Genomic DNA, 26,471 nt, shown 5'->3' with positions numbered 1-26,471 from the left:
ACCCGGGCCACATGTGGAAGCACCATGAGCCAGACCCAGCACCTGATCATCTGCGAATACTGCGACACGGTGTACCACCGTGCGCCGCTGCTCAAGCATCAGCGTGCCCTGTGCCAGCGCTGTGGCGGCGTGCTGTACCGGCACACCTCGCTGAGCGTACAGCAGCGGCTGGCATTGAGCGTGACCGGCGGCATCCTGCTGGTGTTTGCCAATTTCTACCCGGTGATGACCATCGGCATGCAGGGGCTGACCCACTCGGCGACGCTGTGGGACTCGGTGCAGATCCTCAGCCACGGCAGTATCACCTTCATCGCCCTGGTCATGGCCTTGTCCATCATCGTTGCCCCGGTGCTGCAGATCGGGCTGCTGTGCTGGTTGCTGGGTTTTGCCCTGGCTGGCCGGCGCGCGCCCGGTTTTGCCCTGTGCATGCGCAGCCTGGAAGGCCTGCGGCCGTGGAGCATGCTGGAAGTGTGCCTGCTGGGGGCGATGGTGGCGGTGATCAAGCTGGCGGGGTTGCTTGACGTCATCCCCGGCATCGGCCTGCTGGCCCTGGCCGCGCTGAGCATGCTGATCATCCATGTCGCCGGCAAGGACATCCGCGACTTGTGGGAGCAGCCATGAGCACCCCGGCTACCGCCGAGGAACTGGGCTTGTGCCTGTGCCACGGCTGTGGCCAGGCCTGCACGCTAGCGCGCGGCATCCACACCTGCGACCGCTGCGGTGCGCCCATTCACCGCCGCAAGACCAATGCCATCAGCCGTGGCTGGGCCTTTCTCCTGGCCGCGCTGGTTTTCTACATCCCCGCCAACCTGTTGCCGGTGATGCACACCGAAATGCTCGGCAGTGGCAGCGAAAGCACCATTGCGGGCGGCGTGCTGGAATTCTGGGAGGCCGGGGCCTGGGACATCGCGCTGATCATCTTCATTGCCAGCGTGGGCGTCCCGGCCATCAAGTTCTTCTCGCTCGGCCTGTTGCTGTTCACCGCCCAGCGCGGCTCCACCTGGGCCTGCCGGCAGCGCTCGCAGTTGTACCGCTTCGTCGAGTTGATCGGTTACTGGTCGATGCTCGACGTGATGGTGGTGGCGCTGGTGGCGGCGCTGGTGCAATTGCGCGGGCTGGGCACCATCGAGCCGAGGGCGGGCATCCTGTTTTTCGGCATGGTGGTGGTACTGACCATGCTTTCTGCGATGAGCTTCGATCCACGCCTGATCTGGGATAGCCATGCCAACGAGGGGAGGCCGCATTGATGGGGCAACAGACTGACAGCCACGGTGGCGCTGGGCAGGTTGAGATACGCACCCGGCGCTGGAGTGTATCGCTGGTATGGATCGTGCCGATCGTGGCGATCCTGATCGGCGCCTCGCTGGTGGTGCGCAACTGGATGCAGCAGGGCCCGGTGATTGCCATCGCCTTCCACACCGGGGAAGGGCTGGTGGCACACAAGACCCAGGTCAAGTACCGCAGCGTGGTGATTGGCGAAGTGACCACGGTGGACCTGGCCGAGGACAAGAAAAGCGTGATCGCCACGGTGCAGTTGTCCAATGACGCGCGTGCCTTCGCCACCCAGGGCGCGCGTTTCTGGGTGGTGCGGCCACGTATCGGGGTAGGCGGTGTTTCCGGGGTGGACACCCTGCTTTCGGGCAGTTTCATCGGTGCGGATGCCGGCGAGTCGAAACTGCCAGCGAAGTCGTTTGTCGGCCTGGAACTGCCGCCGCCGATCACCTATGACGAAAAGGGCAAGCGCTTTGTGCTCACCGCCAGCGACCTCGGTTCGCTGGATGTCGGCTCGTCGCTCTACTACCGCAAGATCCCGGTGGGCGAGGTGGTGTCGTTCGCCCTGCAGGGCGACGGCAAGGGTGTGGAGATCGGCGTGTTCGTGCAAGCCCCCTACGACAACTTCGTCACTGCCGACACCCGCTTCTGGAACGCCAGCGGGGTCGACATGCAGATCGGCGCCAACGGCCTGAAGGTCGATACCGAGTCGCTGTCGTCCATCCTGGTGGGCGGGCTGGCCTTTGGCTCGCCCGACTTCGCCGCGCAAGCCGAGCCGGCCGCCGACCAGGCGCGCTTCCAGCTGTTTGCCGACCGCGAGACCGCCCTGGCACCGCCCAATGGCCAGGCGCAATACCTGCAGTTGCGCTTCGACCAGGCCATGCGCGGCCTGTCGGTAGGTGCGCCGGTGGAGTTCAAAGGGGTGGAGTTCGGCCGGGTGACGTCGATCAAGCTGGACTACGATGCGGCCCGGCAAGCCTTCCCGGTGGTGGTCGATGCGGTGGTCTACCCGCAGCGCCTGGGGCCGGTGCACCGCAAGATGCTGGCGGTGTTCAAGCACAGCGAGGGCGACATGGACGGCGCCCGGCGCCTGATCGGCACCTTCGTCGAACATGGGCTGCGGGCCCAGGCGCGCAGCGGCAACCTGATCACCGGGCAGATGTTCATTTCCCTGGACTTCTACCCGGATGCCCCCAAGGTCGCTTTCGACAAGACCGCCGACCCGATCACCATACCGACGCTACCAGGCAGCCTGGAACAGTTGCAGGAGCAGCTGCAACGGGTGGTGGAGCGCATCAGCAAACTGCCGTTGGAGAGCATTGCCAGCAACCTCGATGGCAGCCTGCGTGAACTGCGTGCCAGCCTCAGGCAGTTCAATGGCCAGACGTTGCCGGATGTGCAGCTGGCGCTGGACGAAATGCACAAGACCCTGCGCACGGCCAACTCGGCGATTGCCGAAGACTCGCCGCAGCGCGAACGGATGGGGGAGACCCTGGACGAACTGGAGCGCATGTCGCGTTCGCTGCGCGACCTCGCCGATTACCTGGGCCGGCACCCCGAGTCGCTGATTCGCGGTCGGCCGAAAGCGGCCGCGGGCCTTGAACCCTGAGGAGACAGCCAATGCAACGACTGCGCAATGTATGTGGGGCCGGGCTGCTGGCGCTGTTGTTGGGCTGCAGCACGCCCAACAACTATCACACGCTGGTGCCGAGCGAGCCGGTGCGTGATGGTGGCCAACGCATCCAGGTCGCCAGGGTGGCGGTGCCGCCGCAAGTCGACCGCCCGCAACTGGTGGTACGGCAAGGGCAGAGCGGCCTGGCCATCCTCGAGACGGAGTGGTGGGGGGCCAACCTGGTGGACGAATTCCGCAGTGCCCTGCAAGACCAGCTGGGTGGGCCGGTGGCGGGTAGCAAGGCGCTGCTGCGGGTAGACGTGCAGCGCTTCGATACGGTGCCGGGGCGCTATGCCTCGCTGGAAGCCCTGTGGCGCCTGAGCCAGCCGGGGCAGGCCGAACTGACCTGCCGCACCTTGCTGCAAACGCCAGCGGACAACAGCATCGCCAGCCTGGTCAATGCCCACCAGGCCAACCTGCGCAAGCTGGCCGAGGCCGTGCGAAGCAGCGCCCGCCAGGGGAGTTGTAGCCAGCCGGCCTGACTGAAGCGAGGTTGAGCTGGTGTAAGTTCTGTTTTGCTCAAGGTCTAGCGGCCTGCCCGATTTTGTGGGAGCGGGCATGCCCGCGAACACCGGCACAGCCGGGGCCACCTATCGCGTCGACTGCTTCGCGGATAAATCCGCTCCTACAGGGACTGCGTTCGCCTGTCCAGGCGTGGCCTTGTGCCGCGAAAGGGGCGCAAGTACCCACCGTCAGTCCGGGCCTGCACCGTTCTGCGCTTGGCTGTTGCTGACCGTCTCCTGCACCCGCTCGGCCTTGTCCAGCGGCAGGCGGTCGAACTCGCGCAGGCCATCCTTGCGGTACGGGTCGCCAATCCAGCGCGGCGCCACCACGAACTGCGGGCTTACCAGGCTTTTGCCCGGTTCGTAGCGGTCGTAGCTCAGCCCGGCGAGGTCGGACAGGGTGTGGATCAGGTGCGAGCTGCTGTAGGGCCGGTCGGCCATCGCCTGCAAGTCGCGTGGGTGCTCGGCCCGCCAGCTTGGCGAGGTCCACAGCAGGAACGGGATGGTGTACATCGGCCGGGTCGGCGCGCCTTCATTACGCCCCAGGCGGTCGTGGTTGCCGGAGCTGTACACGTCCTCGCCATGGTCGGACAGGTACAGCAGGAAACCATTGGGGGTGGTGGCCGAATAGCGCTTGATCAGGCTCGAGACCACATAGTCGTTGTAGCGCACCGCGTTGTCGTAGAAGTTGTAGGTTTCTACCTGCTCGGGTGTCAGCACGCCGGGCGCGCCCTGGCGGTCGGTGAAATGCGCGTAGTCGCCCGGGTAGCGGTAGCGGTAGTCCATGTGCGTGCCCAGCAGGTGCACGATGATGAACTTGTTCGGTGCCGGGTCCTGCAGGGCTTTGTCGAACGGCGCCAGCACCACCTCGTCGTACTGGCTGGCGTTCTGGTTACGCTGGTTGTTCAGGTAGACCGGCGCGTCCGTCTGCTGCGAGAAGGTGGTCAGCATGGTATTGCGCTTGGTCATGGTCTGCTGGTTGGTGATCCAGAAGGTCTTGTAGCCGGCCTGCTTCATCAGGTTGATCAGTGACGGATCGGTGAGGAAGCGGTCTGGGTTCTGCTCGTCGCCGAAGGTGAGGATCTGCTGCATCACTTCGATGGTGTAGGGGCGTGGCGACACCACGTTGCGGAACACCGTCAGGCCGTCGTCGCTGGCCGCCAGGGCATCGAGGTTGGGCGTGGTGTCACGGTTGTAGCCGTACAGGTGCATGTGTTCGCGGGTGGTCGATTCGCCCAGTACCAGCACCAGTGTGCGTGGCGCGGTACCGCTGCTGTCGCGCAGGTTCTGCAAGGGCGGCAGCGCGGCATTCTGGGCCAGCAGTTCCTGCATGTTGTCCAGCTGCTGGCGGTACTGGCGGTAGCCGACCAGCAATTGCCAGGGCACGGCCGGTTCCATGCGCTGCTGGACCTTTTCTGCCGCGTCGGCAAAGCTGCGCTGCTGTGTGACCATCTGCTTGTAGAACGGATACACCAGGTTGGCCAGCAGCAACAGGACGACCACTGGCAGGCGGCTGCGCAGCGGCAGGCGCACCGGGCGCACGCGCTTCCACAGCAACACGGCGCCCAGCGTGTACAGCAGCAGTGCCAGGCCAAGCCCGACGCTGAAGTACTGGCTGAAGTACTCTCCGGCCTCGGCGGTATTGGACTCGAACATCACGAAGATCACGCTTTGCGAGAACTCCTGACGATAAATGCCGAAGTAGCTCAAGCCCACCAGCGACGCAGCCCACAGCACCACACCGATGACCGCAGCCGTGGCGCGGGTGAAGCGCGGCAGCAGCAGTACTGGGGCCAGCCACAGGCTGCTGAGGAACAGCGCGTCGCGGAAGCCGGCGAAACCGGTGGTGCCGCTGAACAGCAGCAGCGCCTGGGTCACGCCCGAGAAGTACCAGAAGAACAGCAGGAGCCAGCCCAGGCCGGCCCAGTCCACGCGCTGCGGCGCAGCAGGGGAAGGAGTGTGTGACACGGATGCCTCGTCGTACCATGGCGGCCAGCGGATCTGCCCGGCGCCGGAAAAGCCGTGACGCTAATCTGCCGCGTGTGAAAATAACGTCAATCAGGCGCTGGCCCAGGCAAGGTATGATGTGCCCGGGCAATCCGCACTGACAGGTCGAGTGAGAATGAACCGTCGCAAGAAGATCAAGCAGTTGTTGCAGGCGCATGCCAGGAAGGCCAGTGCGAAACTGGCGCCACGCAAGCCAAAGTACATTTGCAAGGCGGAGCGCCTGAAGATGGAAGCCGAGGCGGCGGCGGATACCGCCACCTGACCAACCAGCGCGGCCATCAAGGCCGCGCTGGTTGCCGACTATCAACGGCGGTAGTAACGGTAATCGTCATGATAGCGCTGGTGCATGGCCCGCTCATGGCGGCGTTCCCAGTCTCGTCGGCGTTCCCAGTCGCGGCGGTATTCCCAGTCGCGCCGACGCTCCCAGTCACGTCGGGCCTGCTCGCGGCGCCACTGTTCGCGGCGCCAGTCGCTTCTGTGGTCATGCCAGCGGTCGTCACCATGAGCCAGCAGCGTGGCGGGCTGCTCATCGGCCACGCTGGCCAACTTCGCCCAGGGGTTGCCAGCCGCCTGCAGCGGCGATTGCACCGCCGGGGCAGCCGCTACGGACGGTTTCATGGGGGTTGCCGATGCCGTGCCCACCGCCGCCAACGAGAACAGGCCGAGCAGCATCAACCTTGCGACATGTATTTTCATGAGCGAAGCCAACCTCTGAGAACAATTGAGCCATCTGGCCAGCAGGTGGTTGGCGATTCTGTTTCGCGTCCCGCTACCTTTCTGTGCCTCCCAGATAGACCGGCAAACAGAAAAAAGTTCGCTACGGCAACAACTTGTACAACTTTTGAAACAACCCGATCAGCGGTTGCTGAATTCAGGCAAACAGCGCTCGCAAGTGCATTTGGTAGCTGCCGAACGCGGCGACCGCACCAGCGACCACCTCGGCTTCTTCCTGCGCATTCAGCGATAAGCCGTCCAGCCTGGCGACGAACTGCCGCCAGGGCAGCGCCCGGCCCTGCGGATGTGGTGCCAGGTGGCGCGCGCCGAGGCCGGCGTCCAGGCCCAGGCGCTGGGCCTGCCTGAGCAGAAACGCAGCCCCAAGGTTCGACCCCTCGCTGCAGTACAACCAGCCCAGGGCCTGGGCCGGGCTGGCACAGACCTGTCGAGGGCGCGCCGGCACTGGCAGGCCCAGATCGTTGAGGTCATGCTCGACCGCGGCAGCGCGCGACAGGTGCGCTAGCCCAGGCAGCAGCAGGTTGAGTTGTTCATCGCGGTATAACGCCAGCAGACTGCCATGAAAGCGATGCTGTACCTGCAGGAAGCGACCGTAGCGTTCGCGGTTGTCGAAAGGCCTGGCGGCCATCACCCGTTGGTCGACATCGTCGTGGGCCTGGCTGCTGGCAGCCTTCAAGCGTTTGCAGCGGCCGGGTTCGGCGAGCAATAGCGGCACTGAGGCCATCGGCGTATCCATGGTGGCTGGGCAATGGGCCATGATGCTTGTCAGCCGTGGCCCTCAGCAAGCGCCACGCAACAGGTTTGAGAAAGCTGTCTGTCCAGGTGACCAGTCATTTACCATGACGCCCGCTTTGCCAATCATCGTCAAGGAAACCCGCCATGAGCACTCCGCAGTTCCGCAACCCCACCGCCGCAGACGCCGAGCGTTGCCACGCCATCGAGATCGGCGCCTATGAAGGGGACGAAGCGGCCACCCTGGAGAAGATCCGTACCCGTATCGCGCAGTACCCGCAAGGTTTCCTGGTGCTGGAGCAGGCGGGAGAGATCGTCGGTTTCATCAACAGTGGCTGCGCCCATCAGGTGGAGATGGCCGATGAAGCCTTCAAGGAACTGGTCGGGCACGACCCGCAAGCGCCGAATGTGGTGATCATGTCGGTGGTGGTCGACCCGGCGCACCAGGGCCAAGGCTACGCCAGGCGCCTGATGGACGAGTTCGTCAGGCGCATGCAGGCTGCGGGCAAGCAGAGCATCCACCTGATGTGCAAGCAGCAGCATGTGCCGCTGTACCAGAAGATGGGTTACCAGTACGTGCAGCCATCGCCGTCGGCGCACGGTGGCATGGCCTGGCATGAGATGGTGATGGCCCTCTGATAGATCCCGCGGGCGCGGCCCGGGTCGCGACAGGGCTGCCTGGCTGCCTGTCGCGACACGCGGCCAGCCGCTTTATCCGCCACTGACCAGCTGGTGCGCCAGGCGATTGTGGCGCTCGAGCACCCGTGGCAGGTCGATGCTCAGCAGTTGGCCGTCCTGCACCACCACCCGGCCATTGATCACGCTGGTATGCACCTGGGTCGGGGTGCAGAACACCAGCGCCGCCAGCGGGTCATGATGGCCACCGGCATAGGCCACGTGGCCCAGGTCGAAGGCGACGAAGTCGGCGACCATGCCGGGGGCGAGGGCGCCGATGTCATTGCGGTTCAGCACCTTGGCGCCGCCGAGGGTGGCGATTTCCAGCGCTTCGCGGGCGGTCATCGCGTCGGGGCCGAAGCCGACCCGTTGCAGCAGCAAGGCCTGGCGCACTTCACCGATCATGCTGGCGCCGTCGTTGGAGGCCGAACCGTCGACGCCCAGGCCTACCGGCACGCCATGGTCGCGCATCTTGCGCACCGGGGCGATGCCCGAGGCCAGGCGCATGTTCGAGCACGGGCAGTGGGCTACACCGGTGCCGGTGCGGGCGAACAGCTCGATGCCGTGCTGGTCGAGTTGCACGCAATGGGCATGCCACACATCGTGGCCGACCCAGCCGAGGTCCTCGGCGTATTCGGCCGGGGTCATGCCGAACTTCTCGCGGCTGTAGGCAATGTCGTTGACGTTCTCGGCCAGGTGGGTATGCAACGACACGCCGTACTGGCGCGCCAGCACTGCCGCTTCGCGCATCAGGTCGCGGCTGACCGAGAACGGTGAGCATGGCGCCACCACGATGCGGCGCATCGCGCCGTGACCGGCATCGTGGTAGTCCTCGATCAGGCGCTGGGACTCCTTGAGGATGTCAGCTTCCTTCTCTACTACCGTGTCCGGTGGCAGGCCGCCCTGGCTGCGCCCCACGCTCATGCTGCCGCGCGCGGCGTGGAAGCGCATGCCGATCTCGTCGGCGGCGTGGATGCTGTCGTCGAGCTTGCAGCCGTTGGGGTAGATGTACAGGTGGTCGCTGGTGGTGGTGCAGCCGGACAGGATCAGTTCCGCCATGGCGGTCTGGGTCGACACCGCGATCATCTCGGGGGTCAGGCGCGCCCAGATCGGGTACAGGTTGGTCAGCCAGTTGAACAGTTCGCCGTCCTGGGCTGCCGGCACCACGCGGGTGAGGCTCTGGTACATGTGGTGGTGGGTGTTGACCAGGCCAGGGATGACCACTTTGCCGGCCATGTCCAGCACCACGTCGGCGTGCTCGGGGAGGGTGTCGCTGGGGCCGACCTGGCGGATCAGGTTGTCTTCGATGAACAGGCCGCCGTTGCTGATTTCGCGGCGTTGGCCGTCCATGGTGACCAGCAGGGCGGCGTTTTTTACCAATAGCGTCTTGGGCATAGCATGTGCCTGCGCAATACCCAGCGACGATTGTCGCTGTCGTAGGCGCTGCGACATGTAACCAGAGTCCGGCAGGATTGTATACACCTCGGGTGTTCGAACCAGCCACGATCCGGATGGGCACCGCTGAACCCGTTCCCACCCGGATCGCGCGAGCGCGCCCGTTACTCGGCCATCTGCAGCTCCGGCAGCTTCACCCGGAACGCCCGCGTAAGCCCGAGCAGCACCACCAGGCCCAGGCCCATCCAGCACAGGCCGATGCTGAACGATAGGCGGGTCAGGCTGCTCCACAGCCACAGTGTACTGAGAAAGCCCAGGCCAGGTACGACACCATACAGCAGGTAGTTGCGGGCCCCCCGCAAGCGGTGGTCGACCAAGTAGTGCTTGACCACCGCCAGGTTCACCGCCGAGAAGGCGAACAACGCGCCAAAGCTGATCATGTTGGCCACGGTGTCGAGGGTGATCACCAGGGCGACCAGCGACAGCAGGCTGACCACCAGGATGGCCACCGCCGGCACGCGCTTTTTCGTCGCCAGCTGGCCGAACGCCCGGGGCAGTGCACCGTCGCGGCCCATGGCGAACAGCACCCGCGACACGCTGGCCTGGGACACCATGGCCGAGGCGAAGCAACCGGCCACGTAGGTGGCGGTAAAGGCGGTCACCAGCAGCTCACCGCCCACCCGCCGCATCACGTCCACCGAGGCCGAATCGGGGTCGACGAAGCTGCCCCAGTCGGGGAACACCATCTGCGCGCAGTACGACACCACCAGGAACAGCAGGCCACCGATCAGCGACACCGCCAGAATGGCCATGGGAATGCGGTAGGTCGGGTTGCTGGTTTCCTCGGCCATGGTCGACACCGCATCGAAGCCGAGGAACGACAGGCACAGCACGGCGGCGCCGGTCATGATCAATGGCACGCTGAAGCCCTCGTGATGGAAGGGCGCCAGCAGCGAGAGCGGTGCGGCCTGGCTGCCGAGGTTGCGTATCGACAGGGCGACGAACACGACGATGAACACCAGTTGCAGCAGCACCAGAAGCCAGTTGACCCGGGTGATGGATTCAATGCCGATCAAGTTGAGGAAGGTGACCAGGGCAATCGAGCCCAGCACCCAGACCCAGGCGGGAATGGCCGGAAAGTATTCCGCCATGTAGATGCCGATCAGCAGGTAGCTGAGCAACGGCAGGAAGATGTAGTCGAGCAGCAGCGTCCAGCCGGTAATGAAGCCGATGTGGCTGCCGAACGCCTTGCGCGTGTAGGTATACACCGACCCTGAGTAGGGGTGGGCCTGGACCATGCGCCCATAGCTGTAGGCGGTCAGCAGCATGGCGGCGAGGGTCAGCAGGTAGGCGGTGGGCAGGTGTCCCTTGGTCATCTGGGTAACCAGCCCGTAGGTGGTGAACACGGCCAGCGGCACCATGTAGGCCAGGCCGAACAGGACCAGGGCGGTCATGCCCATGGAGGTGCGGAAGCGCCCGGTGGGGGCAGGGGACGAGGCATGCGCGGCGGGGGAATGGGCTGTACTTGTTGTTGTATGCATTGCTAACTCCTGGAAAGGGATGCAGGACACCGCAGCAGGCGAGGGGGCTCGCTGCCGGTGGGCGTTGTGCAAGGAGGTCGAGCGCGGGGCTCGCAGCGTGGGGCGGATTGATGCTCCCACACCCCGCAGGTACCCGGAATCACCCTTTGGGGTGAGCCGGACGACGCGCGCAGGCGCTCACCCCAAAGGGTGATTCCGATGCCGGCGGCGGCATGGGAGTATCTGGCCAACAACGCACCGCACTGTGGCGGTGCCCTACTTGATATGGCAGGCCCACCGTGACCCATCGATTGCTTGCACAACAGTGGTTCGAGCACCAGGCCAAGGTCACCGAGGCCATCGGCCGCCCGGGCTTTGCTGCCACCTTGTTCGCCGCACTGGGCGTGATCCATCCGATCCAGGCGACCACGGTGTATCTCTACCCGCACCACGGCATGCCCAGCGCATTGTTCGAGCAGGACGACAACGCGCCCTGGCTGCCCGAAGGCAATGTCAGCCGCTACCTGTCGGGCTTCTACCTGCTCGACCCGTTCTACGGTGCTTGCGTGGAGCAGGTCGAATCCGGCTGCTACGGCCTGTTCGAGGTGGCGCCGGACCATTTCGAGGTGAGCGAGTACTACCAGTCGTTCTACCGCCATTCGCACCTGCAGGATGAACTGAACTACATCCTGCAGCTGCTGCCCGGGCACAGCCTGGCCGTGTCGCTGGCTTTCACCGACAAGCTCGATGGGCACAGCCGCGCGCTGTTCGGCTGCATCACGCCCTGGGTGCTGGCGGTACTCGGCCGGCACTTCGCCGGGCTCGACAGCCGTGCCGGGCGCTTCGAAAACGTGCTCGAGCAGCGCATCCATGCGGCCCTGAACAATTTCGGCAGCTCATTGCTCACCGAGCGCGAGTGCCGTATCGCGCAGCTGATCCTGCGTGGCCACTCCACCCGATCGCTGGCCGAGCGCCTGGGCGTGTCGGAAGACACCATCAAGTCGCACCGCAAGAACGTCTACGCCAAGCTCGACATCGGCACCCAGTCCGAGCTGTTCTCCCTGTTCATCGACGCCCTGGCCAATGCCCAGGGCGTGCTGGGCAAGGACCCGCTGGAAAGCTACATGGGCAAGCTGCGCTGAGCGCCGGCAGCCCTGCACCCCCACCGCAAAGGAAAACCAACAATGAATGCGCCTTTCGCCCCGCAACGCCAGACCCGCGACTACCAGGCCGCCGATGCCGCGCACCACATCCATGCCTTCCTCGACCAGAAGGCGCTGAACGCCGAAGGGCCGCGGGTGATCGTCGGCGGTGAACGCCTGCACCTGTGGGACAGCGAGGGCAAGCGCTACCTCGATGGCATGTCCGGCCTGTGGTGCACCCAGCTCGGCTATGGCCGTCGCGACCTGACCGCCGCCGCTGCCACGCAGATGGACCAGCTGGCCTACTACAACATGTTCTTCCACACCACCCACCCGGCGGTGATCGAACTGTCCGAGCTGTTGTTCAGCCTGCTGCCGGCGCACTACAGCCACGCGATCTACACCAACTCCGGCTCCGAAGCCAACGAGGTGCTGATCCGCACCGTGCGCCGCTATTGGCAGGTGGTCGGCCAGCCGGCCAAGAAGATCATGATCGGCCGCTGGAACGGCTACCACGGCTCGACCCTGGCCGCCACGGCGCTAGGCGGCATGAAGTTCATGCACGAAATGGGCGGGCTGATCCCGGACGTGGCACACATCGACGAACCGTACTGGTATGCCGAGGGCGGCGACCTGAGCCCGGCCGAGTTCGGCCGCCGCTGTGCCCTGCAGCTGGAAGAAAAAATCCTCGAACTGGGTGCCGAGAACGTTGCCGGTTTCATTGCCGAACCGTTCCAGGGCGCCGGCGGCATGATCTTCCCGCCGGAAAGCTACTGGCCCGAGATCCAGCGTATCTGCCGCCAGTACGATGTGCTGCTGTGTGCGGATGAAGTGATTGGCGGCTTTGGCCGCACCGGCGAATGGTTTGCCCATGAATATTTCGGCTTCCAGCCCGACACCCTGTCGATCGCCAAGGGCCTGACCAGTGGCTACGTGCCCATGGGTGGCCTGGTGCTGAGCAAGCGCATTGCCGAAGCGCTGGTGGAGCGGGGCGGGGTGTTTGCCCATGGCCTGACCTATTCCGGCCACCCGGTGGCGGCAGCGGTGGCCATCGCCAACCTGAAAGCGCTGCGTGACGAAGGCATCGTGCGCCAGGTCCGGGACGACACCGGGCCGTACCTGCAACGTATCCTGCGCGAGGTGTTCGCCGATCACCCGTTGATCGGCCAGGTGCAGGGCGCCGGCCTGGTGGCGGCATTGCAGTTCGCCGAGCACAAGCCAACGCGCAAGCGCTTCGCCAACGAGAACGACCTGGCCTGGCAATGCCGCACCTTCGGTTTCGAGGAAGGGGTGATCATTCGCTCGACCCTGGGCCGGATGATCATGGCCCCGGCCCTGGTCGCCAACCACAGCGAGCTGGATGAACTGGTGGAAAAGACCCGCATCGCCGTGGACCGCACGGCGCGCCTGGTCGGCAAGTTCTGAACCGCTGCTAAGGGCACACATTTCCCTGTGGGAGCGGGCGAGCCCGCGAACACCGGCGAAGCCGGTGCCATTCACCGCAGCGCCTGATTCACGGGCACGCCCGCGCCCACAGAAATTGCGTAGCCCTGATGAAAACGCTGCTACAACCGTTACCAGGAGTACCAATGTACACCCTCGAATTCTGGCAACAACGCGCCTCGGCCCTGTACCTCCCGGCCCAGGCGCTGATCGACGGCAAGCCGGTCAACGCGCAGGACGGCGCCACCTTTGCCGCCATCAACCCCGCCAGCAACGGCGTGCTGGCCCAGGTTGCCGCCTGCGGCCAGGCCGAAGTGGACCTGGCCGTCGCCAGCGCCCGCCGCGCCTTCGAACACGGCCCGTGGCCGCGCCTGGCTCCGGTCGAGCGCAAGAAGGTCCTGCTGCGCCTGGCCGAGCTGATCATGGCCCATCGTGAAGAGCTGGCCCTGCTGGACTCGCTGAACATGGGCAAGCCGGTCATGGACGCCTATAACATCGACGTGCCGGGCTCGGCGCAGGTGTTCGCCTGGTACGGCGAGGCACTGGACAAACTGTACGACCAGGTGGCACCCACCGCGCCCAACGCGCTGGCCACCATTACCCGTGAGGCCCTGGGCGTTGTCGCCGCGGTCGTGCCGTGGAACTTCCCGCTCGACATGGCCGCGTGGAAGCTCGCCCCGGCGCTCGCCGCTGGCAACAGCGTGGTACTCAAGCCCGCCGAGCAGTCACCGTTCTCGGCCCTGCGCCTGGGCGAGCTGGCGTTGCAGGCCGGCCTGCCGGAAGGCGTGCTGAACGTGCTGCCGGGCCTGGGTGAGCAGGCCGGGCGGGCACTGGGCCTGCACCCGGACGTGGATTGCCTGGTGTTCACCGGCTCGACCCAGGTAGGCAAGTACTTCATGCAGTATTCGGCGCAGTCCAACCTCAAGCAGGTGTGGCTGGAGTGCGGCGGCAAGAGCCCCAACCTGGTGTTCGAAAACTGCCAGGACCTGGACCTGGCTGCGGAAAAGGCTGCGTTCGGCATCTTCTTCAACCAGGGCGAGGTGTGTTCGGCCAACTCGCGGCTGTATGTGCAGCGTTCCATCCATGACGCGTTCATCGAACGCCTGCAGGCCAAGGCTCGCCAGTGGCTGCCGGGTAATCCGCTGGACCCGGCGAGCCGGGCCGGTGCGATTGTCGATGCGCAGCAGACTGGCCGGATCGAGGCGGCCATTGCCCGGGCAGGGCAGGAGGGGGCACGGCGGGTGTGTGGTGGTCGGCGCCTGACCATCGACGGTTCGGACAATTACATCGAGCCGACCATTTTCGCCGATGTCGAGGGCCACATGAGCCTGGCACGGGAGGAGGTATTCGGGCCGGTGCTGGCGGTCAGCGTGTTCGACACTGAGGAACAGGCCGTGCGCCTGGCCAATGACAGCATTTACGGCCTGGCGGCGTCGCTGTGGAGCGATGACTTCAACCAGGTCCACCGCGTGGCGCGGGCGCTGAAGGCCGGCACGGTGTCGGTGAACACGGTCGATGCGCTGGACGTGGCGGTGCCGTTCGGCGGTGGCAAGCAGTCCGGGTTTGGTCGCGACCTGTCGCTGCATTCGTTCGACAAATATTCGCAGCTCAAGACCACCTGGTACCAGCTGCGCGCCTGATCACCGCGTCGCCGGCGTCGCGGATAAATCCGCTCCTGCATTCAGGCCCCTAGCTGGCTTGCTTGGCAATCACGGCCAGGCAGCGCTGCACGATCGGGCTGACGTCGCCCTTGCGCCGGCTGAGGATGATCGGGCTGACGGCGCCGCTGTCGAGCAGGGCGACATATGCAATATCGGTGCGGTGCTGTTGTTGCACCGAGGCCGGCACCAGGGTCACGCCCACGCCGACAGCCACCAGGCCAATGGCCGTCTGCAGTTCGTTGGCCCACTGGCTGACCCGGATGCTCATGCCGTGGTGGGCGAACAGGGCCAGTACATGGTCGGCATAGCTGGGCCGGGGGTTGGCGGGGTACAGGATGAACGCCTCGCCCGCCAGTTCGGCGAGGGTGAGCGGCGCGCCCGCCAGCGGGTGGCCCTTGGGCAGCACGGCCACCAGCGGGTCTTCGCATAGCACCTGCTGGTGAATTGCCGGGTCATCGATGCGGATGCGCCCGAAGGCAATGTCGATGCGCCCGCTTTTCAGCGCTTCCACCTGCTGCAAGGTGGTCATCTCGTTCAGGCCCAGCTCCAGCTCGCTGTCCTGGCGCAGTTCGCGGATCAGCTCCGGCAACACCGTGTACAGGGTCGAGGGGGCGAAACCGATACCCAGCCATTGGCGCTGGCCCTGGCCGATGCGGCGGGTGTTGTCACTGATGTTGTGCAGTTGTTGCAGCAGGGTGCAGGCCTGTTCGTAAAAGAAGCGACCTGCCTCGGTCAGCCGCAGCGGTCGTTCGCGCAGCACCAGCAGCGTGCCCAGTTCGTCTTCGAGCTGGCTGATCTGCCGACTCAGCGGTGGCTGGGCAATGTGCAGCAGCTCGGCAGCACGGGTGAAGTTCAGGGTCTCGGCCAGCACTTTGAAATAACGCAGGTGGCGCAGTTCCATCAGACCTCCAGGGTATGGTGGGAGATTCATTCGATATTGGACGGCCATCAGGGTCTCGCGCAATCCTTGAGCGATCAAGTGAATGCACCATTCGGGCCTGCAGCTGGCAGCCCGATATAACGGGACCCGGCAACAATGACAAGCGCGCTGATTGAACGTATAGAAGCCATTATCGTCGACCTGCCGACCATCCGCCCGCACAAGCTGGCGATGCACACCCTGCAGCAGCAGACCCTGGTGGTATTGCGGTTGCGCTGCAGCGATGGTGTCGAAGGCATCGGCGAGGCTACCACCATCGGTGGCCTGGCCTACGGCTATGAAAGCCCCGAGGGCATCAAGGCCAACATCGATGCGCACCTGGCGCCGGCGCTGGTCGGCCTGCCCGCCGACAATATCAACGCCGCCATGCTCAAGCTGGACAAACTGGCCAAGGGCAACACGTTTGCCAAGTCGGGTATCGAGAGCGCCCTGCTCGATGCGCAGGGCAAGCGCCTCGGCCTGCCGGTCAGCGAACTGCTCGGCGGCCGCGTGCGCGACAGCCTGGAAGTGGCCTGGACCCTGGCCAGCGGCGATACCGCCCGCGACATCGCCGAAGCCCGGCACATGCTGGAAAGCCGCCGACACCGGGTGTTCAAGCTGAAGATCGGCGCCAACCCGCTAGCGCAGGATCTCAAGCATGTGCTGGCGATCAAGCGCGAGCTGGGCGACAGCGCCAGCGTGCGGGTCGACGTCAACCAGTACTGGGACGAGTCCCAGGCCATCCGTGCCTGCCAGGTGCTCGGCGACAACGGCATCGACCTGATCGAGCAACCGATTTCACGTAGCAACCGCAGCGGCCAGGTGCGCCTCAACCAGCGCAGCCCGGCACCGATCATGGCCGACGAATCGATCGAAAGCGTCGAAGACGCCTTCAGCCTGGCCGCCGACGGCGCGGCCAGCATCTTTGCCCTGAAAATCGCCAAGAACGGTGGCCCGCGTGCCGTGCTGCGCAGCGCGCAAATTGCCGAGGCCGCCGGTATTGCCCTGTATGGCGGGACCATGCTCGAGGGTTCGATCGGCACCCTGGCTTCGGCCCATGCCTTCCTGACCCTGCGCCAGCTGACCTGGGGTACCGAACTGTTCGGGCCGCTGCTGCTTACCGAAGAGATCGTCAACGAGCCGCTGCAGTACCGCGACTTCCAGTTGCACATCCCACGCACCCCAGGCCTGGGCCTGAGCCTGGACGAACAGCGCCTGGCGCGCTTTGCCCGTGCTCGCGGGTAAACCCGCTCCGCCCAAGGGCTCTGCCAAGCAAACGAACCAGTCATACGCAAGGAGACCTCGCCATGCTGTTCCACGTGAAGATGACCGTGAAACTGCCGCTCGACATGGACCCGGCCAAGGCTGCCCGGCTCAAGGCCGACGAAAAGGAGCTGGCCCAGCGCCTGCAGCGCGAAGGTACCTGGCGCCACCTGTGGCGCATTGCCGGGCACTATGCCAACTACAGCGTGTTCGATGTCCCCAGTGTCGAAGCGCTACACGATACTTTGCTGCAACTGCCACTGTTCCCGTACATGGACATCGAGGTCGACGGCCTGTGCCGGCACCCCTCGTCGATCCACAGCGACGACCGCTGATTCGCACCTGTGTGCCTGACAAGAACAAGATGAGGAAAGCACGATGACCACAAAGATTTCCCACACTGCCGCTGTTCAAGCGTTCTTCAGCGAAGTGGTCGGCCTGGGCCATGCCGAAGGCAACCCGCGCGTCAAGCAGATCATCCTGCGCGTGCTGCAGGACAGCGCCCGCCTGATCGAAGAAATGGAAATCACCGAGGACGAGTTCTGGCATGCGGTGGACTACCTCAACCGCCTGGGCGGGCGCAATGAGGCCGGCCTGCTGGCGGCGGGCCTGGGCCTCGAGCACTTCCTCGACCTGCTGCAGGACGCCAAGGACGCCGAGGCCGGCCTGAGCGGCGGTACCCCGCGTACCATCGAGGGCCCGCTGTATGTCGCGGGCGCGCCGCTGGCGCAGGGTGAAGCGCGTATGGACGATGGCACAGACCCGGGCGTGGTGATGTTCCTCCAGGGCCGGGTGTTCGGTGCCGACGGCAAGCCGCTGGCCGGTGCCACCGTTGACCTGTGGCACGCCAATACCCAGGGTACGTATTCCTACTTCGACTCCAGCCAGTCCGAATACAACCTGCGCCGGCGCATCGTCACCGATGCCGAGGGCCGCTACCGTGCACGTTCCATCGTGCCCTCGGGGTATGGTTGCGACCCGCAGGGGCCGACCCAGGAATGCCTGGACCTGCTCGGTCGCCACGGCCAGCGTCCGGCGCATGTGCACTTTTTCATCTCGGCGCCCGGGCACCGCCATCTGACCACGCAGATCAACTTTGCCGGTGACCAGTACCTGTGGGATGACTTTGCCTATGCCACCCGCGACGGGTTGGTCGGTGAGCTGCGCTTTGTCGAGGATGCCGCGAAAGCACGCGACCGCGGTGTGCCGGGCGGGCACTTTGCCGAGCTGGACTTCGACTTCCACCTGCAGGCGGCCAAGGCCCCGGCAGCCGAGGCGCGCAGCCATCGCCCACGGGCATTGCAAGCCCCCTGAGCCCAGAAGCGCGCAGACACCTGTTTATTGCCTGGGCCTTTCCGTGCGGGGCGGGCTGGGCTTTTTCCTGCCAGGGGGCAAGTGATCTAGAATCGGCCTTTTACCTGAGCCCCGCACCATGCTGCCCATCGAACTGCTGGCCGCCACCGCTGACCAGGCCCCGCTGATCCGCAACCTCTACCAGTTCTACGCCTACGAGTCCTCCGACTGGGAGCAGGAGGACGTCGAGGTGGATGGCCGCTTCTACATCCATGACGCGCACCTGCAACGCTACTGGCAGGCCGATGGCTGGGGCGCCTACCTGGTGCTGGCGGACGGCTTCATTGCCGGCTTCGTCTTGGTGGAGCGCAGCGAACTGGCCGCTATCCAGACGTTCGAGCTGGCTGACCTGTTCATCCTGAAAAAATACCGTCGGCAGGGCATCGGCCGGGCGGTGGCGTTGCAGTTTCTGGGCGGCGAGGGCGATTGGCTGTTGCGCTGTTACGCCCAGGACGCGCCGGCGGTAGCCTTCTGCAACGCGGTGCTGGCCGCGCTGTCGCGTCCGGCGCAGGCGATCACCCTGGAGGACGAGCCGGACCTGCTCAGTTTCCTGGTGAGCGGCGCCCGACATTAGCCGTAGCGGCCAGCTGCAGGTACTCGCTCAGCTGTCCCAGTCCGGCGCAAACGCCGGGCTGACCAATCGTTGGTCCTTCGGCAGGCCGGCAATCGCCAAGCGGTCCTGGTCATCCAGCTGCACGTTCAGAGCTGCCAGGTTAGCCAGTTGGTTATCGCGGCTGCTCGCCTTGGGGATTACCGCTACGCCGTCCTGGTCCAGCAACCATTTCAGCGCCACTTGGCTGGGCAGCACGCCATGCTTGCCGGCGATCGCCTGGATCACCGGCTGTGCCGCTGCCTGGCCGCGGGCCAGCGGGGTGTAGGCGGTGAGTAGCAGGTCGTGGCGGCGGGCGTAGTCCAGCAGTGCTGGCTGGCCGAGCAGCACGTGGTACTCGACCTGGATCGCCGACAGCGGCGCACCCAGGGTTTCCACCACCTGGCGCAGCAGCCCCAGCGGGAAGTTGGCCACGCCGATGCTGCGTGCCTTGCCCTCGTCACGCAGTGCCACCAGGGTTTCGATGCTGCGCGCCAGGTCCCAGTCCTGGCCCGGCCAGTGGATGTGAAACAGGTCGACCTGCTCGGTGCCGAGGGCGCGCAGGCTGTCTTCCAGCGACTGGCGCATGGCCTTGGGCGCCAGGCGGTCCCACCACACCTTGGTGGTCAGGTGGATCTGCTCGCGTGGCACCTCGCTGTCGCGCAGGGCCTGGCCGACGGCGGCCTCATTGGCGTAGGCAGTGGCGGTGTCGATGTGTCGGTAACCGAGTTCAAGTGCCTGGCGCACGGCCTGGGTGCACTCGGTGCCGGTCATTGGCCAGGTGCCCAGGCCGATCGCAGGCAGGTCCAGGCCGTTACGGGTAGTGAGCCTTTGCATGTAGATTCCTTGTCGACTGCGGGGGATTGCAGCCGATGGTCAGCGATCAGCACGGCACGGGCCATGCGTGCGCGGCGAAAAGTGGTCGATCAGCGAACACAAACTGCAATCGGCCGGGGCAAGCGGGCGATGGAACTTCCTTATGCTGCGGCATCTCTTCTAGAATTCCAGCTGTTGCATCCGCCGGGCCATGCCTGCGCGGGCCTTCCCCGGGCGCCGCATCCAGCCGCGCCGTCATCGAGAGTGCCATGAGTTCCAGCACACCGCTGTCCGGAGTCAACCAACCCCTGCGCGGCATTGCCCTGGTGGTGGTGGCGACGTTCCTGTTCGCCAGTCACGATGCCTTGTCCAAGTTCCTTGGCGGCCTGTACCCGATCATCATGGTGGTGTGGGCGCGGTATGTGGTGCATACCCTGTTGATGGCCGGCATTTTCCTGCCCAAGGCCGGGCTCAACGTGTTGCGCACGCGCCGCCCGCTGTTGCAGACCTTGCGTGCGTTGAGCCTGCTGAGTACCAGCTTGCTGTTCACCAGTGGCCTGCAGTACCTGCCGCTGGCCGAAGCGACTGCGGTCAACTTCCTCGCCCCGGTGCTGGTCACCGCGCTGTCGGCGCCGTTGCTCAAGGAGCGGGTCACGGTGGGGCAGTGGGTTGCGGTGGTGATGGGCTTCATCGGCGTGCTGGTAGTGGTGCACCCGGGAGGGGCAATGTTCACCCCCGCCATCCTGTACCCGTTCGGTTCGGCGCTGGGCTTCTGCTTCTATCAATTGCTCACGCGCATCCTGGCCGCGCATGACAGCCCGACCACCAGCAATTTCTATGCGGGGTTGTGCAACACCTTGGCCATGAGCGCGCTGGTGCCGTTCTTCTGGGAGATGCCGCGCTGGGACCACGCATTGCTGATGCTGGCGCTGGGCGGCTTCGGCATGACCGCGCACCTGCTGCTGACCCAGGCTTTCCGCCATGCCGCGCCGGCCTTGCTGGCGCCATTCAGCTATTGCCAGATCGTGTTTGCCGGGCTGCTTGGCCTGGTGGCCTACAGCCAGGTGCCGGATACCCTGAGCCTGGTCGGTATCGCGGTGATCTGCCTGAGTGGGCTGGGGGCGGCGTGGATGCAGCGAGGCAAGTAGCAACCCCGCGATTGCGCCGTCACGCCCGTCGTTTCAACAGCACCTGCAACGAATCGTCAAAGTCGCGCAAGGCATCGGCCTGCACCGCGCGTTCGTCATCGGCCACCCGCGCCACATCGCCCAGGCGCTTGTGCGCCCGCCCTTCGGCGCGGCCGATGTAGGTCAGCTGGTCGTCGAAGAAGCGCGCCACCACCCGGCTTTCAATCTCGGCACTGGCCAGGCGGCTTTCGGTATCGAGCAGCACGATGACATCCGGGTGGTCGCCCAGCAGCGTGTCCAGGTCATCATAGAAGGTCACTTCGGCGAACTGCTGCGCCAGCGAGCGTGCCAGCCAGTCGTACGCCTGGCTCTCGCTGTTCAGGGTCGCTACCGGAATGCGCTGGCCCCGGGCCGGGGTGGCGGCCTGGGCTTGATGGCTGCCGAGGTATTCAAGGGTGGCCTCGGCATCTCGCCCCAGCAACACTGCCACCCGCTGGCCGGGGGCCAGGGCGACGCCGGAAATAGCGGTGGCCGCATAGAAGTGCCCGTAGGGTTGTGTGTCGCTGCTGGCCGGGCTGGCGCAGCCGCCAAGAGCGGCCAGCAAGGCGAGCAGGGCAGCGATCATGCCGGTTTTCATGGGAGGCCTCATCCATCAGTGAATGCCGCTATCTTCCGCCCGCACCAGGCGCAGCGGAACTCGATGGCATTCATGGTGGCTATCGATGAGGTCGATGGTTTACCGCGCCGCCATGAACTGCAGGATGCGCTCGCGCAACCAGCGCTCGGCCGGGTCGTTGTCCTGGGCACCGCTCCAGACCATCGACAGCTCGGCCTCGGTGATGTCGAACGGCGCCGGGTCGGCGCGCAGGCTGCCATCGTCGGCCAAGGCGCAGGCGGCATAGTCCGGCACTGTGGCGATCAGCTCGGTGTTGCGCAGCAGGGCGCGCAGGCTGCCGAACTGCGGTACCGCCAGCACCACCTTGCGGCAGCGGCCGATGCGCGCGAGGTCAAGGTCAATGTTGCCACTCATGTCGCCCGAGAACGACACCATCACATGCGGGCGTGCGCAGTATTCGTCGAGGCTCAGTGGGCCCGGGCGGTCGTCGGCGCGCAATACCCGTACGCCGATGTCGCGCAGCTTGCGGCGTTTGGCGGTGGCCGGCAGGTCGGTGGTGTAGCTCACGCCTACCGAGATTTCGCCGCTGGACAGCAGCCCCGGCATCAGCAGGAAGTTGGCCCGCCGCACCACCACGCTGATATTCGGGGCCTCTTCGCGCAGGGCCTGGAGCAGGGCGGGGAACAGCCCGAACTCGGCATCGTCCGACAACCCCAGACGGAACACGTTGCAGCTGCTGGTCGGGTCGAACTCGCGAGCGCGGCTGATGGCGGCGGAGATCACATCCATCGCCGGCCCCAGTTCGGCGAAGATCTGCATGGCCCTCGGCGTGGGTTCCATGGCCCGGCCGTTGCGGATCAGCAGCGGGTCGTCGAACAGCTCGCGCAGGCGCGCCAGCGCGGCACTGACGGTGGGCTGGGTGATGAACAGCTTTTCGCCGACGCGGGTCAGGTTACGTTCGATCATCAATGCTTCGAACACCACCAGCAGGTTCATGTCGACGCGGCGCAGGTCGTTGCGGTTCATGGGGCTCGGGTTCCGGAACAGAAGGGTTGGCGCTGTAGTGAAGCACGCTGCAGGGCGATGTGCCTTGTAGGGATGTGCGCAGGGTGCTCAGGCTACAACCGCGTGGCCCGGTCAGCGCCCGGGCCAGCCGGGCAAGCGCTTCTCCATGGGCTGATAGGTCATCCCGGCAAACGCATTCACCTCGCCTGCCAGGGCAAAGCCGTAGCGTTGGTAGGCGGGTACCGAAGACAGTGATGCCCTGACAGTCACGACCTCGACCCTGGCGTGTTCCAGCGCTGCGCTCATCAGGCGCGCGCCGATACCCTTGCGCTGCCAGCGTGGGGCAACGAACAGCATGGCAATATGGCGGCCTTCCTTCAGCTCGATCAAGCCCACTATTGCGGCATCGATGACAGCGGCCAATATCAGGTTGTCGCCTTGCAGGCGTTCGGCAAACGCGTCGGCCGCTGCCACCCTGGCGAACGTTGCCACACCCTGCGCCGGCAGCGTGGGCGCGACGGCCTGGGTGAAAGCTTCCAGGCACAGGGCACTGGCGTGGGGGAGGTCATCGTGGGTCAGTGGGCGTATCTGCACGGCGGCGTCCTTGTCGGCAAGTGCGGTCATCCAGTGTGCCTGTCTTGCAGGCGCTGCTGCAATCGACACCGGCGCTGGCAAGGGCGCCAGGGCGTCGACTTCCTTGGCCGACAAGGTTAGCCTCGCGCAATCTCCAGCCGATAGAAAAACCATCGCCATGCCTGCAGGTTATCCCGGGTTGCCTTCGCTCAATGCGCTACGCGTGTTCGAAGTGGTGGCGCGTCACTTGAACTTCCGTCTGGCGGCCGAGGAGCTTGGTGTGACCCAGGCGGCGGTTGCCCAGCAGGTGCGCGGGCTGGAGGCCAGCCTGGAAGTGCGCCTGTTCGAGCGCCTGCCACGCGGTCTTGGCCTGACCGATGCCGGGCACGCCTACAGCACCAGCATACGCAGCGCCCTGGCGATGATCGACGAAGCCACGCGGCTGTTGCGCCCGGCGCCGTCCCAGCTCACCGTCAGCGTGACGCCAACCTTTGCCTCGAAATGGCTGATCCCCAGGCTCGGGCACTTTGCCGAGCGCAACCCCGAGATTGACCTGCGGGTGCTGGCAACCGACCGGTTGTCCCATTTTCATACCGACGGCGTGGACCTGGCCGTACGTTATGGCCAGCCGCCATTTGCGCCTGGGCTGAACGTTGAATTGCTGATGGCCCCCGCCGTGATCGCCGTGGCCAGCCCGGGGTTGCTGGCCGAAATCGGGCGGCCCGGCGATTTCGCCGCCTTGCAGCGTTATGTGGTGTTGCACGATGCGCACAACTTCTGGCCGCAGTTCTACGCAGCAGTGTTCCCGGGCCATCCGCCGGCCAGCGCCAGGGCCGTGCGCTTCAACCAGACGTCGCTGGCTATCGAAGCCGCGATTGGCGGGCAGGGCATCGCCCTGGCCAGCCAGGCCTTCGTCAGCGACGAGCTGGCTGCCGGGCGCCTGGTGCAGGTGTTCCCTCAGCAATTGCGGCTGGACAAGGGGTTTTACCTGGTATGGCCGCGCAAGCGGCAGGCGCCGGCGGCCCTGTCGCTTGTCAGGGCATGGCTGCAGGCCCAGGCAGGCAATAGAAAATCTATCGTCTAGGCGAAGCCGGGTTGCCTCCCTCGCTGCCAGCATGGCTGCTAGTGTGAATGCACTTGCACATACGGTGCTGGAATCAGCGAAGGAGGCAGCATGTCAGAAGCAAAAGTGGCCATCATCACCGCCGGTGGCAGCGGCATGGGCGCCGCAGCGGCACGCCGCCTGGCCGCCGACGGTTTCAAGGTCGGTATCCTGTCATCCTCGGGCAAGGGCGAAGCGCTGGCCAGGGAACTGGGCGGTATCGGCGTTACCGGCAGCAACCAGTCGGTTGCCGACCTGCAGCGCCTGGTCGATGCCGTGGTCGGGCAGTGGGGGCGCGTCGACGTGCTGGTCAACAGTGCCGGCCACGGGCCACGCGCGCCGATCCTGGAGATCAGCGACGAAGACTGGCACAAGGGCATGGACACCTACCTGCTCAATGTCATCCGCGCGGCGCGCCTGGTGACGCCGATCATGCAGCGGCAGAAGGGCGGGACCATCATCAACATCTCCAGCGCCTGGGCCTTCGAACCCAACGAGATGTTCCCCACCTCGGCGGTGTTCCGTTCGGGGCTGGCTGCGTTCAGCAAGATCTTCGCCGACACCTACGCGGCCGACAACGTGCGCATCAACAACGTTCTGCCTGGCTGGATCGACAGCCTGCCGGCCACCGAGCAGCGCCGCGACAGCGTACCGCTCAAGCGCTATGGCTCCAGCGAGGAAATTGCCGCGACCATCGCCTTCCTGGCCAGCGAAGGGGCCGCCTATATCACCGGGCAGAACATCAGGGTCGATGGTGGCCTGACGCGGAGTGTCTAGGCCGCCGTCAGTGCGCCGCGGTCGGCAGCATGCCTGAGCGCCGGGCGTTGTGCGCGGCCTCTATCAGTTGCAGGTTGCGACTGCGTAACGCGTGGTTGGCGCCGACTCGCAGGTTGGAGCGCAGCGCCAGGGTTTCAGCCTGTTGGTATTGCCCTTGCTGGAGGCGCAGTACACCCAGGTAGTGCAAGGTTGCCGGGTTGTTTGGCTGGATGTGCAACGCGCGCTCCAGGGTGGCCGCTGCCTGGTCCAGCTGGCCTTCGGCATACTGCTGCGAAGCCGTTTCTATCAGCACGGTCGAAGCATTGTTGCTACGTGCCGGTGCGGAGCGCTCGCCGGCCAGTGCAGCGGGTGCCGTGATGGCGCTGAACAACAACAGCAAGGTCGACAGAGAAAGTGTATTGGGCATCAGCGGTGGTCTCGACACGGCCTTGGCGGTTGTGCGAGCCGTGCAGCGAGGGAAATGTTGTCGGGGGAGGAAATAATGGCGTTGGTCGGGTGGTTCAGGGCTTGAGATTCATCTGCACGCTTCAGCAGCTGGTTGCTGCTGAAGCGTGCAGGCTTTCAGCGGTGCCCGACGAAGTCGCTGCTACGGTTCAGCGATCGTTCTTCGAAGCGTTTCGCGCCGCGCCGCTCAGCCCTTTGGTGTTGTGGTCACCCGGGGTCGTGGCGGAGATCGCCGTCGATTTCGCCAGGCCGCGGGTGTCCTTGGAATGGGCAACACCGGAGGTGGTAGTGCCGTGGCCGTTGTCGCTGTTGCGCGAGCTGCCGTAGTGGTTGCCGCTCAAGCCATGGTCGCGCGTGGCCTTGCCGGCGTGATCATCGCTGAGGCCCATGCCATTGCCAGTGTGGCTACCTTTGCCAGCGCCTTGACCACCGCCCAGCCCGCCGCCGTGGCCGGCACCGCCGCCATGACCGCCGCCACCACCGTGGCCACCACCCCCGCCGCCGCCTTTGGCATACGCCGAGGCAATCGGTGAAACATCCGCTGGTAACAAGGCAGTTGCGCCGAACGCAAAGGCACAAGTAAAGAGGGCTACCAGGGTTTTTCTCATGTTTGTTCGCCTCCAGAAGGCGCAGGGGTACTTGGTAGCCACTACGACATTGGGTTCGGTTTCGAGTTCCGCTGACCCGACAGATTGCGTATGGGTCCAATCCCTGAGCATCACCTGCCCAGGATCCCACGGGGTGCTCAAATCGGGTCAACAGCCAAGTGGGTCGTGGCTGTGTCCAATCTCGTGATCCCCTTGCTCCTGGTATGGGGCTTCTACAACCACCGGGCCGGCGCCTATAACGCGTATATTCTCCTTGCACTGGGGCAGCTTCCGAAATCGCTTGCAGGGTTTGCATCCGACCCGGCAACCACCACTGTCGTGATGGCCATCAGTATCGTTCTGCTGGCTTTTGTCTGGTACGTCCGGGGCAAGATCTTCCCGGATTTCGCCTTCGTCGGGCCCAGGAAAGTCAACGGCAAGTATTTGTTCACCGGCTGACCCACCGCCGGCGCGCTGGTGATTAGCGCCACTGATCCGGCTTGTCACACACAGGCTGAACACCGAGGGCAAAGCCATTACCCCAAC

Annotated in this window: 29 protein-coding genes; 17 read left to right on the top strand and 12 right to left on the bottom strand. The window is 65.3% G+C overall.

The window, feature by feature from the left end; genetic code table 11:
* The first annotated feature begins 24 nt into the window (after positions 1-24).
* From ACLEJP_RS09545 to ACLEJP_RS09530, 4 genes are read left to right on the top strand one after another with little or no spacing between them, the layout of a single operon-like run.
* Entirely contained in the window at positions 25-621 is a 597-nt protein-coding gene (locus ACLEJP_RS09545) for a paraquat-inducible protein A (RefSeq protein ID WP_440805864.1), read from the top strand.
* Complete coding sequence (locus tag ACLEJP_RS09540) at positions 618-1,247, top strand: paraquat-inducible protein A (RefSeq protein WP_440805863.1); 630 nt, start codon at positions 618-620, stop codon at positions 1,245-1,247. The genes ACLEJP_RS09545 and ACLEJP_RS09540 overlap by 4 nt, the downstream gene beginning before the upstream one ends.
* Positions 1,247-2,881 carry a PqiB family protein gene (locus ACLEJP_RS09535; RefSeq protein WP_440805860.1) on the top strand — a complete coding sequence of 545 codons (1,635 nt, stop codon included), beginning with the start codon at positions 1,247-1,249 and terminating at the stop codon, positions 2,879-2,881. The genes ACLEJP_RS09540 and ACLEJP_RS09535 overlap by 1 nt, the downstream gene beginning before the upstream one ends.
* Positions 2,882-2,892: 11 nt before the next feature.
* Positions 2,893-3,426, top strand: coding sequence for a PqiC family protein (locus ACLEJP_RS09530; RefSeq protein ID WP_440805858.1), 534 nt, complete (start codon positions 2,893-2,895; stop codon positions 3,424-3,426).
* Between the two features lie 210 nt (positions 3,427-3,636).
* Here ACLEJP_RS09530 and ACLEJP_RS09525 read toward each other — a convergent pair whose 3' ends face one another.
* The gene (locus ACLEJP_RS09525) at positions 3,637-5,415 is read right to left on the bottom strand and encodes a phosphoethanolamine transferase CptA (RefSeq protein WP_440805856.1); all 1,779 of its coding nucleotides are present in this window, start codon (positions 5,413-5,415) and stop codon (positions 3,637-3,639) included.
* Positions 5,416-5,569: 154 nt separating this feature from the next.
* On the opposite strand from ACLEJP_RS09525, the gene ACLEJP_RS09520 reads away from it, so the two are divergent.
* Complete coding sequence (locus ACLEJP_RS09520) at positions 5,570-5,716, top strand: DUF2986 domain-containing protein (protein ID WP_440805854.1); 147 nt, start codon at positions 5,570-5,572, stop codon at positions 5,714-5,716.
* Positions 5,717-5,757: 41 nt separating this feature from the next.
* On the opposite strand, the gene ACLEJP_RS09515 is transcribed toward ACLEJP_RS09520, so the two are convergent.
* Complete coding sequence (locus ACLEJP_RS09515; protein ID WP_440806248.1) at positions 5,758-6,126, bottom strand: hypothetical protein; 369 nt, start codon at positions 6,124-6,126, stop codon at positions 5,758-5,760.
* Between the two features lie 199 nt (positions 6,127-6,325).
* Entirely contained in the window at positions 6,326-6,910 is a 585-nt protein-coding gene (locus ACLEJP_RS09510; RefSeq protein ID WP_440805853.1) for a biliverdin-producing heme oxygenase, read from the bottom strand.
* 155 nt (positions 6,911-7,065) lie between these two features.
* On the opposite strand from ACLEJP_RS09510, the gene ACLEJP_RS09505 reads away from it, so the two are divergent.
* Entirely contained in the window at positions 7,066-7,557 is a 492-nt protein-coding gene (locus tag ACLEJP_RS09505) for a GNAT family N-acetyltransferase (RefSeq protein WP_440805850.1), read from the top strand.
* A gap of 72 nt (positions 7,558-7,629) precedes the next feature.
* On the opposite strand, the gene ACLEJP_RS09500 is transcribed toward ACLEJP_RS09505, so the two are convergent.
* Positions 7,630-8,988: an 8-oxoguanine deaminase gene (locus tag ACLEJP_RS09500; protein WP_440805847.1), complete on the bottom strand. Its 1,359-nt coding sequence runs from the start codon at positions 8,986-8,988 to the stop codon at positions 7,630-7,632.
* 164 nt (positions 8,989-9,152) lie between these two features.
* Complete coding sequence (locus ACLEJP_RS09495) at positions 9,153-10,529, bottom strand: APC family permease (protein ID WP_440805845.1); 1,377 nt, start codon at positions 10,527-10,529, stop codon at positions 9,153-9,155.
* A 278-nt stretch (positions 10,530-10,807) separates the two neighbouring features.
* On the opposite strand from ACLEJP_RS09495, the gene ACLEJP_RS09490 reads away from it, so the two are divergent.
* The 3 genes from ACLEJP_RS09490 (at position 10,808) to ACLEJP_RS09480 (ending at position 14,733) form a co-directional block, all read left to right on the top strand.
* Entirely contained in the window at positions 10,808-11,650 is an 843-nt protein-coding gene (locus ACLEJP_RS09490) for a helix-turn-helix transcriptional regulator (protein WP_440805843.1), read from the top strand.
* A gap of 42 nt (positions 11,651-11,692) precedes the next feature.
* On the top strand, positions 11,693-13,075 hold the full coding sequence (locus ACLEJP_RS09485) for an aspartate aminotransferase family protein (protein ID WP_440805840.1): 1,383 nt from the start codon (positions 11,693-11,695) through the stop codon (positions 13,073-13,075).
* 164 nt (positions 13,076-13,239) lie between these two features.
* Positions 13,240-14,733, top strand: coding sequence for an aldehyde dehydrogenase (locus ACLEJP_RS09480; RefSeq protein WP_440805838.1), 1,494 nt, complete (start codon positions 13,240-13,242; stop codon positions 14,731-14,733).
* Between the two features lie 49 nt (positions 14,734-14,782).
* Here the strand turns inward: ACLEJP_RS09480 and catR are convergent, their stop codons facing one another.
* Positions 14,783-15,655, bottom strand: coding sequence for an HTH-type transcriptional regulator CatR (catR, locus tag ACLEJP_RS09475; protein WP_440805835.1), 873 nt, complete (start codon positions 15,653-15,655; stop codon positions 14,783-14,785).
* Between the two features lie 135 nt (positions 15,656-15,790).
* On the opposite strand from catR, the gene ACLEJP_RS09470 reads away from it, so the two are divergent.
* From ACLEJP_RS09470 to ACLEJP_RS09455, 4 genes are all read left to right on the top strand, one after another.
* Positions 15,791-16,918 carry a muconate cycloisomerase family protein gene (locus tag ACLEJP_RS09470; RefSeq protein WP_440805833.1) on the top strand — a complete coding sequence of 376 codons (1,128 nt, stop codon included), beginning with the start codon at positions 15,791-15,793 and terminating at the stop codon, positions 16,916-16,918.
* Positions 16,919-16,980: 62 nt separating this feature from the next.
* Positions 16,981-17,271 carry a muconolactone Delta-isomerase gene (gene catC / locus ACLEJP_RS09465; RefSeq protein WP_440805830.1) on the top strand — a complete coding sequence of 97 codons (291 nt, stop codon included), beginning with the start codon at positions 16,981-16,983 and terminating at the stop codon, positions 17,269-17,271.
* A gap of 43 nt (positions 17,272-17,314) precedes the next feature.
* A complete protein-coding gene (catA, locus tag ACLEJP_RS09460; protein WP_440805828.1) occupies positions 17,315-18,250 on the top strand; it encodes a catechol 1,2-dioxygenase in 936 nt (311 codons plus the stop codon).
* Between the two features lie 118 nt (positions 18,251-18,368).
* Positions 18,369-18,863: a GNAT family N-acetyltransferase gene (locus ACLEJP_RS09455; RefSeq protein WP_440805825.1), complete on the top strand. Its 495-nt coding sequence runs from the start codon at positions 18,369-18,371 to the stop codon at positions 18,861-18,863.
* Between the two features lie 27 nt (positions 18,864-18,890).
* On the opposite strand, the gene ACLEJP_RS09450 is transcribed toward ACLEJP_RS09455, so the two are convergent.
* Complete coding sequence (locus ACLEJP_RS09450; protein ID WP_440805823.1) at positions 18,891-19,715, bottom strand: aldo/keto reductase; 825 nt, start codon at positions 19,713-19,715, stop codon at positions 18,891-18,893.
* A gap of 248 nt (positions 19,716-19,963) precedes the next feature.
* Between ACLEJP_RS09450 and ACLEJP_RS09445 the strand changes: the two genes are divergently transcribed.
* Entirely contained in the window at positions 19,964-20,842 is an 879-nt protein-coding gene (locus ACLEJP_RS09445; protein ID WP_225778199.1) for a DMT family transporter, read from the top strand.
* A 19-nt stretch (positions 20,843-20,861) separates the two neighbouring features.
* Here the strand turns inward: ACLEJP_RS09445 and ACLEJP_RS09440 are convergent, their stop codons facing one another.
* The 3 genes from ACLEJP_RS09440 to ACLEJP_RS09430 form a co-directional block, all read right to left on the bottom strand.
* The gene (locus tag ACLEJP_RS09440; protein WP_440805821.1) at positions 20,862-21,458 is read right to left on the bottom strand and encodes a hypothetical protein; all 597 of its coding nucleotides are present in this window, start codon (positions 21,456-21,458) and stop codon (positions 20,862-20,864) included.
* Between the two features lie 99 nt (positions 21,459-21,557).
* Positions 21,558-22,463 (bottom strand): LysR family transcriptional regulator, encoded by a 906-nt coding sequence (locus tag ACLEJP_RS09435; protein WP_225778197.1) that lies wholly within the window; start codon positions 22,461-22,463, stop codon positions 21,558-21,560.
* A 111-nt stretch (positions 22,464-22,574) separates the two neighbouring features.
* A complete protein-coding gene (locus ACLEJP_RS09430) occupies positions 22,575-23,036 on the bottom strand; it encodes a GNAT family N-acetyltransferase (protein ID WP_440806246.1) in 462 nt (153 codons plus the stop codon).
* A gap of 157 nt (positions 23,037-23,193) precedes the next feature.
* On the opposite strand from ACLEJP_RS09430, the gene ACLEJP_RS09425 reads away from it, so the two are divergent.
* Both ACLEJP_RS09425 and ACLEJP_RS09420 read left to right on the top strand, forming a co-directional pair.
* Positions 23,194-24,099 (top strand): LysR substrate-binding domain-containing protein, encoded by a 906-nt coding sequence (locus tag ACLEJP_RS09425; RefSeq protein ID WP_440805817.1) that lies wholly within the window; start codon positions 23,194-23,196, stop codon positions 24,097-24,099.
* A 90-nt stretch (positions 24,100-24,189) separates the two neighbouring features.
* Positions 24,190-24,894, top strand: coding sequence for an SDR family oxidoreductase (locus ACLEJP_RS09420; RefSeq protein WP_440805816.1), 705 nt, complete (start codon positions 24,190-24,192; stop codon positions 24,892-24,894).
* A 7-nt stretch (positions 24,895-24,901) separates the two neighbouring features.
* Here ACLEJP_RS09420 and ACLEJP_RS09415 read toward each other — a convergent pair whose 3' ends face one another.
* Positions 24,902-25,300 carry a tetratricopeptide repeat protein gene (locus tag ACLEJP_RS09415; protein WP_440805814.1) on the bottom strand — a complete coding sequence of 133 codons (399 nt, stop codon included), beginning with the start codon at positions 25,298-25,300 and terminating at the stop codon, positions 24,902-24,904.
* Between the two features lie 187 nt (positions 25,301-25,487).
* The gene (locus ACLEJP_RS09410; protein WP_440805811.1) at positions 25,488-25,946 is read right to left on the bottom strand and encodes a hypothetical protein; all 459 of its coding nucleotides are present in this window, start codon (positions 25,944-25,946) and stop codon (positions 25,488-25,490) included.
* Positions 25,947-26,117: 171 nt separating this feature from the next.
* Between ACLEJP_RS09410 and ACLEJP_RS09405 the strand changes: the two genes are divergently transcribed.
* Entirely contained in the window at positions 26,118-26,384 is a 267-nt protein-coding gene (locus ACLEJP_RS09405; RefSeq protein WP_440805809.1) for a hypothetical protein, read from the top strand.
* Positions 26,385-26,471 lie beyond the last annotated feature (87 nt).

This window comes from Pseudomonas sp. SMV7 (assembly GCF_052041995.1).
In the GTDB taxonomy this organism is placed as follows: Bacteria; Pseudomonadota; Gammaproteobacteria; order Pseudomonadales; family Pseudomonadaceae; genus Aquipseudomonas.
The sequence above is the reverse complement of the archived record's forward strand: the minus strand, read 5'-3'. Positions and strand labels throughout refer to the sequence as shown.

Coding starts and splice junctions, on each gene's coding strand:
- ACLEJP_RS09545 (WP_440805864.1), top strand. CDS start 25: ATGAGCCAGACCCAGCACCTGATCATCTGCGAATACTGCGACACGGTG.
- ACLEJP_RS09540 (WP_440805863.1), top strand. CDS start 618: ATGAGCACCCCGGCTACCGCCGAGGAACTGGGCTTGTGCCTGTGCCAC.
- ACLEJP_RS09535 (WP_440805860.1), top strand. CDS start 1,247: ATGGGGCAACAGACTGACAGCCACGGTGGCGCTGGGCAGGTTGAGATA.
- ACLEJP_RS09530 (WP_440805858.1), top strand. CDS start 2,893: ATGCAACGACTGCGCAATGTATGTGGGGCCGGGCTGCTGGCGCTGTTG.
- ACLEJP_RS09520 (WP_440805854.1), top strand. CDS start 5,570: ATGAACCGTCGCAAGAAGATCAAGCAGTTGTTGCAGGCGCATGCCAGG.
- ACLEJP_RS09515 (WP_440806248.1), bottom strand. CDS start 6,126: ATGCTGCTCGGCCTGTTCTCGTTGGCGGCGGTGGGCACGGCATCGGCA.
- ACLEJP_RS09510 (WP_440805853.1), bottom strand. CDS start 6,910: ATGGCCTCAGTGCCGCTATTGCTCGCCGAACCCGGCCGCTGCAAACGC.
- ACLEJP_RS09505 (WP_440805850.1), top strand. CDS start 7,066: ATGAGCACTCCGCAGTTCCGCAACCCCACCGCCGCAGACGCCGAGCGT.
- ACLEJP_RS09500 (WP_440805847.1), bottom strand. CDS start 8,988: ATGCCCAAGACGCTATTGGTAAAAAACGCCGCCCTGCTGGTCACCATG.
- ACLEJP_RS09495 (WP_440805845.1), bottom strand. CDS start 10,529: ATGCATACAACAACAAGTACAGCCCATTCCCCCGCCGCGCATGCCTCG.
- ACLEJP_RS09485 (WP_440805840.1), top strand. CDS start 11,693: ATGAATGCGCCTTTCGCCCCGCAACGCCAGACCCGCGACTACCAGGCC.
- ACLEJP_RS09480 (WP_440805838.1), top strand. CDS start 13,240: ATGTACACCCTCGAATTCTGGCAACAACGCGCCTCGGCCCTGTACCTC.
- catR (WP_440805835.1), bottom strand. CDS start 15,655: ATGGAACTGCGCCACCTGCGTTATTTCAAAGTGCTGGCCGAGACCCTG.
- ACLEJP_RS09470 (WP_440805833.1), top strand. CDS start 15,791: ATGACAAGCGCGCTGATTGAACGTATAGAAGCCATTATCGTCGACCTG.
- catC (WP_440805830.1), top strand. CDS start 16,981: ATGCTGTTCCACGTGAAGATGACCGTGAAACTGCCGCTCGACATGGAC.
- catA (WP_440805828.1), top strand. CDS start 17,315: ATGACCACAAAGATTTCCCACACTGCCGCTGTTCAAGCGTTCTTCAGC.
- ACLEJP_RS09455 (WP_440805825.1), top strand. CDS start 18,369: ATGCTGCCCATCGAACTGCTGGCCGCCACCGCTGACCAGGCCCCGCTG.
- ACLEJP_RS09450 (WP_440805823.1), bottom strand. CDS start 19,715: ATGCAAAGGCTCACTACCCGTAACGGCCTGGACCTGCCTGCGATCGGC.
- ACLEJP_RS09445 (WP_225778199.1), top strand. CDS start 19,964: ATGAGTTCCAGCACACCGCTGTCCGGAGTCAACCAACCCCTGCGCGGC.
- ACLEJP_RS09440 (WP_440805821.1), bottom strand. CDS start 21,458: ATGAAAACCGGCATGATCGCTGCCCTGCTCGCCTTGCTGGCCGCTCTT.
- ACLEJP_RS09435 (WP_225778197.1), bottom strand. CDS start 22,463: ATGAACCGCAACGACCTGCGCCGCGTCGACATGAACCTGCTGGTGGTG.
- ACLEJP_RS09425 (WP_440805817.1), top strand. CDS start 23,194: ATGCCTGCAGGTTATCCCGGGTTGCCTTCGCTCAATGCGCTACGCGTG.
- ACLEJP_RS09420 (WP_440805816.1), top strand. CDS start 24,190: ATGTCAGAAGCAAAAGTGGCCATCATCACCGCCGGTGGCAGCGGCATG.
- ACLEJP_RS09415 (WP_440805814.1), bottom strand. CDS start 25,300: ATGCCCAATACACTTTCTCTGTCGACCTTGCTGTTGTTGTTCAGCGCC.
- ACLEJP_RS09410 (WP_440805811.1), bottom strand. CDS start 25,946: ATGAGAAAAACCCTGGTAGCCCTCTTTACTTGTGCCTTTGCGTTCGGC.